Consider the following 5,782-nt stretch of genomic DNA (forward strand, 5'->3'; position numbering starts at 1 on the left):
CCCGCCGCCCCGGCCCCGACGGAATAATGCCCCGGCCGGCCGGCAAATCCGGCCCGTTGGTCGAGAGTTGCCAGCGGGGCTGGCCGGCCGCGGGGCCTGGACCGGGTTCTGGCACACGGCTTGTCTTAGGCTAAGCACGACCAGCCTGCCAGCGCAGCGGTTTTCCCCTCACCACCTCACTTCTTTCGAAATCATGAAAAAGAATCTGTTTCTGCTCGCCGCCCTGGCTTTCGCTACCGTCGGCACCAGCTTTGCCCAAACGGCCGTGAAAACCACCGGCTCGGATGCCAACCAAACTGCCGCCCATGAAAAAATGATGGCCAAAGGCGGTAAGAAAGGCCACCAGACGCCCGCGCAGCACGCCGACCGCAAGGCCGGTAAAATGGCCAAGGAACTCGGCCTGAACGCCGACCAGGAAGCCAAAGTGGAAAGCCTGATGCTGGCCCGCCAGCAGGAAAGCGCCGCCCTCAAAGCCAAGTACGGCGCCGACCGCAAAGCCGGCCGCACCGAAATGAAGGCCGCCCACGACCGCTACGAGGCCCAGCTCAAGGCCATCCTCACCCCCGAGCAATACGCCAAGATGGATAAAATGAAAGCCGAGCACCACGGCCACGGCAAGGATGGCGGCAAGATGAAAATGAAAGGCAAAGCCTAATCTTGTGTCGAGCCCGTAAAAGAGAAAGCCCCAACTAAAATGGTTGGGGCTTTCTCTTTTACGGGCTTAAATTCGATTGGCAACTACGCGACTAGCGGGTTTTGCTCAGCCGATGGTTCCGTATCGTCCCGTCGGCCTTCACCATTTGTACTTGGTAGACTCCCACCGGTTGCGCCGATAAATCAACTGTGCGGCTGGCATCCCCAACTGTTGTTTGCTGGCAGAGCCGGCCCGCCGCGTCATACACGCGCACTGTTGCCTTGCCCTGTATCGGGCCCGCCAGTTGAAATACCCCGTCGGTTGGATTAGGATAAGCGCTTAGATTTTCAGCCGATGCTATTTTAGTAGCCAAAGGCCCTCTGGTATCTCTCAGCAGCATAGCGGAGCCGGCCAGTGATGAGCCTCGATAATATTCTTCCAAAGCAGCCCATAGCTGGCCCGCCTCATTGGCAGCTAAATACCGGTACGTTAAATTATTTGTAAGCTGCGTTTGCCACGTTGCTCCGTCATCACTGGAGGTGGCTATTACGCCATTAAAACCATAGGATGTTGTTGCTTGAGCGTACCCCGCGCCGATGTAACTCGTGCTAGCATTTGGGTTTGCACCTGGTTGCGCGACAATTGATTTTACCGTTGTTGGCCACAGTGCAGGTAGCAACGGCCAGCTTTGGCCGCCATCCGTTGTCCGCGCCAGCTGCCGGCCCGCATAAGCAAGGCCATGCAAATCATCCCGAAACACCAACTGAGCGTTGGGCAAACCAGTTGAGGAATTTTTCCAAGTCAATCCGCCATCTGAGGTATAGAGTACGCTACCGTCCGCAAAACTCATCCATAGGCTATTGCCTCTGGCTTCCTTTTTACCACTGCCACTGGTTAATAGCACGGGTGCCGACAACGGTACCAAGGTCCAGCTAGTGCCGCCGTCGGTGGTGCGGTAAATCTGCCAGGCGAGGTTTCCCACGACGTAACTTAGTGCAACACCTGTTGTCGCATTAAAAAAGTGGAGCTTACGAAACTGGGCAGGTAACACTCCCGGCATCGCAGTAAATCCAGCTAACCCGCTGGTGGTGTGCTGAATCGACGCGGTTTGTTGTGAGCCAGGAGGCCCTGTTTGAAACGCTACGTTGTCCCGCAGTAAAACCCACGCCGTGTTTGCATCAAGTACCGAGTAATCATCCGTAAAAGTCCCCACCAGTGGGGTGACATGGCTTTGCGAGGCGAAGCTTAAGACCCGCCTTTGCATCGTTTGCCCATTGTTTGTCGTCTGGCTTATTTCAGTACGCGAGAAGCCAAAATCCGACGTAGTGTGAACTGCCCACTTAGCATTGGGCGCCGGGGATACGATGCCATCTACTTCACATGTATAACCTGAGATAAAGGTAGGCGAACCAGAAATCGTCACCCACGACTGGGCCCTGGCTTGCGGGAGGCTGACTCCTATAGCCAGCAGAGCCGCCAAAGCGAGACAGTTAAAACGGGAAGATGTTGAATGCATGGAAAGGAAGGTTTAACAGGAATTTTCACTACAATGGAAGATGCTCCTTATTTATCAGCAATACCCCGGGGCCGTTGAGTTGCTTGTTAAGCAGCACGGGTAAATATATACTGATTTCATCTCATGAATTACAAATAATTACTCTGTAATTCAATGATAATTATGATAATGGCGCTTCGCAATCTATTCAATACAGGCCTTGCCCCTGGTGCCAGCAAACTGCGGGTAAAAGGCCGCGCTTACCGCTCATCCGCTGCTCTCACACAAATAACCTATAACCTCCTGGACTGAGGATTATTTGCGTTTCATGCCCGGCCGAACCGGCCATTGCATCAGGTAGCTTGCTTATATTTGGCCAAACCACCCGGCCCAAAGCCGCTTCCCCGATATGCCTCCCCTCCCCAGTAGCACGGCCTCTGCCGTGCAGATTCAGCAGTTCTACGACAAGGGCCTGGCCCACGCCAGCTACGCCGTGCGCTGCGGCCGCCAGATTGCCGTCATCGACCCGGGCCGCGACCCCCAGCCCTACTACGATTTCGCCGACGAGCACGAGGCCCGCATCGTGGCCGTGATTGAGACGCACCCGCACGCCGATTTCGTATCGTCGCACCTGGAGATTGCCGAAGAAACCGAGGCCACCATCTACTGCAGCAAGCTGGTGGGCGCCAAATACCCCCACAAAAACTTCGACGACGGCGACCGCATCAAGCTGGGCAACTACGAGTTGCACGCCATCAACACGCCGGGCCACTCGCCCGACAGCATCAGCGTGCTACTGATGGATGAGATGGCCCAGAGCCGGGCCGTGTTCACCGGCGACACGCTGTTTGTGGGCGACGTGGGCCGCCCCGACCTGCGCGAAGACGAGACCGTGGCCGGGCACCAGCGCGAGGCCTTGGCCGCCCAGCTCTACCAGAGCACCCGCAACAAGCTGATGACGCTGCCCGGCAGCACCCGCGTGTACCCGGCGCACGGCCCGGGCTCGCTCTGCGGCAAAACCACCAGCCCCGACCTCGACTCGACTATTGCCAGGGAGCTGAAAACCAACTACGCCCTGCAGCCCATGTCGCAGGACGAGTTTATTCGGGTGCTGCTCGAAGACCAGCCCTTCGTGCCCAAGTACTTCGGCCACGACGTGCAGCTCAACAAGCAAGGCGCGCCCAGCTTCGAAGACAGCATCCGGGCCGTGCCGCACCCCAGCAGCGCCGACGCCCTAGAGCCCGGCGTGCTGCTAATCGACACGCGCCCGGCCGCCAGGTTCCGTGCCGGCCACCTGCCCGGGGCCATCAACCTGCAGGACGGCGGCAAGTTCGAAACCTGGCTGGGCTCGGTAGTGGGCCCGAAGGAGAAGTTTTACCTGCTGGCCGATTCCAAAATTGCCCTCGATGCGGTGGTGCGCAAAACCGCCAAAATCGGCTACGAAGGCAACATCAAAGGCGCCCTGCTGGCCCCCGCGGCCCTGCCTGCCACCGCGCCGGCCGTGGAGGTTGAACAGGTGCGCGCGCACCCTGAGCAGTTCACCATCGTGGACATCCGCAACCGCGCCGAGGCCAAAACCCCAGTGTTCGACAACGCGTTGGTGATTCCGCTGCCCGAGCTGCGCGAGCGCGCCCACGAAATCCCGACCGATAAGCCCATTCTGGTGTACTGCGCGGGTGGCTACCGCTCGGCGGCCGGCAGCAGCATTGTGCAGGCCGCCCTGCCCGGCGCGCAGGTACTGGATTTGGGCGAGGCCGTGACGAGCTTTCAGCCGGCGGCCGTTCACTAGCCGCTCCTACCCCGCGGCTGCCCAATGGTAACGCTCACCCGCATCGAGAGCAAGCATCAGCCGTTCATCGAGAAGCTGTACCGCAGCACCCGCGAGCCGGAGCTAGCCCTCACGAACTGGACGGAGGCCCAGAAGGACGCCTTCGCCCGCATGCAGCTCATGGCGCAGCTGGCCGACTACAAAAACCGCTACAAAGGCGCCAGCTACCAGCTGGTGCTGTATCGAAAAAAGCCCGTCGGCCGCCTGTACTGCTGGGAATCGGCGGACGAAGTTCGGGTGCTCGATATTTCGATTCTGCCGGAATTCCGGGGCCAGGGCCTGGGCGGGGCCCTGCTCGCCGACGTCATCAAGACGGCCCGCCGCCAGAAAAAGCCCGTTACGCTGCACGTGTACCCCGACAACCCGGCCAAGCGGCTCTACGAGCGGTTGGGCTTCCGCAAGGTGGGCGACAACCAGTCGTCCGAATTCCTGCGCCTGGACCACCAATAATTCCTACCCGGCCTTGGCTGCCGTCCGCTAGATACTGGGCCCGGAGCGGTGGCGCACGCGCTAGCTTCACCTCGCACCCAGCCCCGCATTGCCTTCGGCAGCAGCATGAAACGTTTCGAAATCATTCTCTACACCATGCTGACAGTGGTTCTGCTAGCGGCTTGTTTTTGGCTCCGCCCGGCTCCCCCAGCTGCCGCATTAGCCCCGTTGGTGCCAGAATTGCCGGCCATTCCCGATACGGCACGGACCCGGCTGCACACTTCCTCCACCAGTACAGTCGCGCCCCGAATTTTCGAAGCGGCTTTCACTCCCGCCACCACCGTCTTCCACGGCGCGGACACCTTAAATTTTCGGGTCAACAAACTTGGCAAGTTGCTTTGCGAATCGGGCACGCTGATGGCCTGCGACCCGATTAACCTTCACGATAGCCCAGGATTTGCGCAGCGGCTCCCAACCGGCCGCTTCCCGGTCGAACTGGCCATGGCGGCATTCAGAAACGATGAGCGAGTTGCATTCAGCCGGGTGGTTTTTTCCCGTCAAGCGGTGGCGAAATGGGAGTTGGCCCGCCTGCCTGGCCAGGCGCCGCTGGCCCTGAGCGACTCTACAACCTATTGTTATCCAGTTGATGCCGGGGCCGGAATATTTGCCGATAAAGCGGCTGCTACCGCCTTCGATGCAAAAGGGCAGGCCGCCTGGGATGCCGTGTTTCTTACCAAAGCTACGAAAAATGGCTACCGGGGCTTCATCGAAGAGTTCAACGGGCACAACCTGGCCACCTTTTCTACCGGGTTAGGCGACGGCTGTTATTCCACCTATATCGGCTACGATGCTACGGGCCGGGTATGCCGGCTGCTCACCGATTTCGGCCTCGTTGACTGGCAATTACCGCGCAGGTAAGCACGGACATTGCAACATATTGCGCGCTTTTTATCTAGCGAAAAGCGTCATCCGACAGCTGCCCAATTCTCCAGTCCCTCGGTATCTTTGAGATTCACTCTACCTTATGCGTGTTCTTCATACTGCCGACTGGCACCTCGGCCAACACTTCCTCACCGGGCAGGAGCGTACCAGCGAGCAGCAGGCCTTTCTCGACTGGCTGCTGCTGACGGTGCAAGCCCAGGCCATTGATACGCTGGTGATTGCCGGCGACATCTTCGACACGCAGTCGCCCTCCTACACGGCGCAGGAGCTCTACTATACCTTCCTGGTGAAGATGCAGGCCACCGGCTGCCGCGACATTGTGGTGGTGGGCGGCAACCACGACTCGCCTACCATGCTCAACGCCTCGCGGCAGTTGCTGCGCCACATGCGCGTGCACGTGGTGGGCGGCGTGCCCACCGACCCCGCTGAGCAGGTGCTGCACCTGGCCGGGCCC

Annotated in this window: 6 protein-coding genes; 5 read left to right on the top strand and 1 reads right to left on the bottom strand. The window is 59.5% G+C overall.

The annotated features are described in order from the left end of the window. The first annotated feature begins 193 nt into the window (after positions 1 to 193). On the top strand, positions 194 to 655 hold the full coding sequence (locus ACYVDE_RS13090; protein WP_460501989.1) for a hypothetical protein: 462 nt from the start codon (positions 194 to 196) through the stop codon (positions 653 to 655). A gap of 91 nt (positions 656 to 746) precedes the next feature. Here the strand turns inward: ACYVDE_RS13090 and ACYVDE_RS13095 are convergent, their stop codons facing one another. Beyond that, a complete protein-coding gene (locus ACYVDE_RS13095) occupies positions 747 to 2,150 on the bottom strand; it encodes a T9SS type A sorting domain-containing protein (protein WP_460501990.1) in 1,404 nt (467 codons plus the stop codon). 388 nt (positions 2,151 to 2,538) lie between these two features. Between ACYVDE_RS13095 and ACYVDE_RS13100 the strand changes: the two genes are divergently transcribed. The 4 genes from ACYVDE_RS13100 to sbcD all read left to right on the top strand — a co-directional run. Next, on the top strand, positions 2,539 to 3,918 hold the full coding sequence (locus tag ACYVDE_RS13100) for an MBL fold metallo-hydrolase (protein ID WP_460501991.1): 1,380 nt from the start codon (positions 2,539 to 2,541) through the stop codon (positions 3,916 to 3,918). A gap of 24 nt (positions 3,919 to 3,942) precedes the next feature. After that, positions 3,943 to 4,407, top strand: a complete 465-nt coding sequence (locus ACYVDE_RS13105; protein WP_460501992.1) for a GNAT family N-acetyltransferase — start codon at positions 3,943 to 3,945, stop codon at positions 4,405 to 4,407. Between the two features lie 105 nt (positions 4,408 to 4,512). Next, on the top strand, positions 4,513 to 5,304 hold the full coding sequence (locus ACYVDE_RS13110) for a DUF4241 domain-containing protein (RefSeq protein ID WP_460501993.1): 792 nt from the start codon (positions 4,513 to 4,515) through the stop codon (positions 5,302 to 5,304). A gap of 106 nt (positions 5,305 to 5,410) precedes the next feature. After that, positions 5,411 to 5,782, top strand: a 372-nt coding sequence (gene sbcD / locus ACYVDE_RS13115; RefSeq protein WP_460501994.1) for an exonuclease subunit SbcD, incomplete at its 3' end; no start/stop codon positions are given.

The sequence above is a fragment of the Hymenobacter agri genome (genome assembly GCF_054778495.1).

Bases quoted from the DNA above. Each gene is read 5' to 3' on its own strand.
- ACYVDE_RS13090 (WP_460501989.1), top strand. From the start codon at position 194: ATGAAAAAGAATCTGTTTCTGCTCGCCGCCCTGGCTTTCGCTACCGTC.
- ACYVDE_RS13095 (WP_460501990.1), bottom strand. From the start codon at position 2,150: ATGCATTCAACATCTTCCCGTTTTAACTGTCTCGCTTTGGCGGCTCTG.
- ACYVDE_RS13100 (WP_460501991.1), top strand. From the start codon at position 2,539: ATGCCTCCCCTCCCCAGTAGCACGGCCTCTGCCGTGCAGATTCAGCAG.
- ACYVDE_RS13105 (WP_460501992.1), top strand. From the start codon at position 3,943: ATGGTAACGCTCACCCGCATCGAGAGCAAGCATCAGCCGTTCATCGAG.
- ACYVDE_RS13110 (WP_460501993.1), top strand. From the start codon at position 4,513: ATGAAACGTTTCGAAATCATTCTCTACACCATGCTGACAGTGGTTCTG.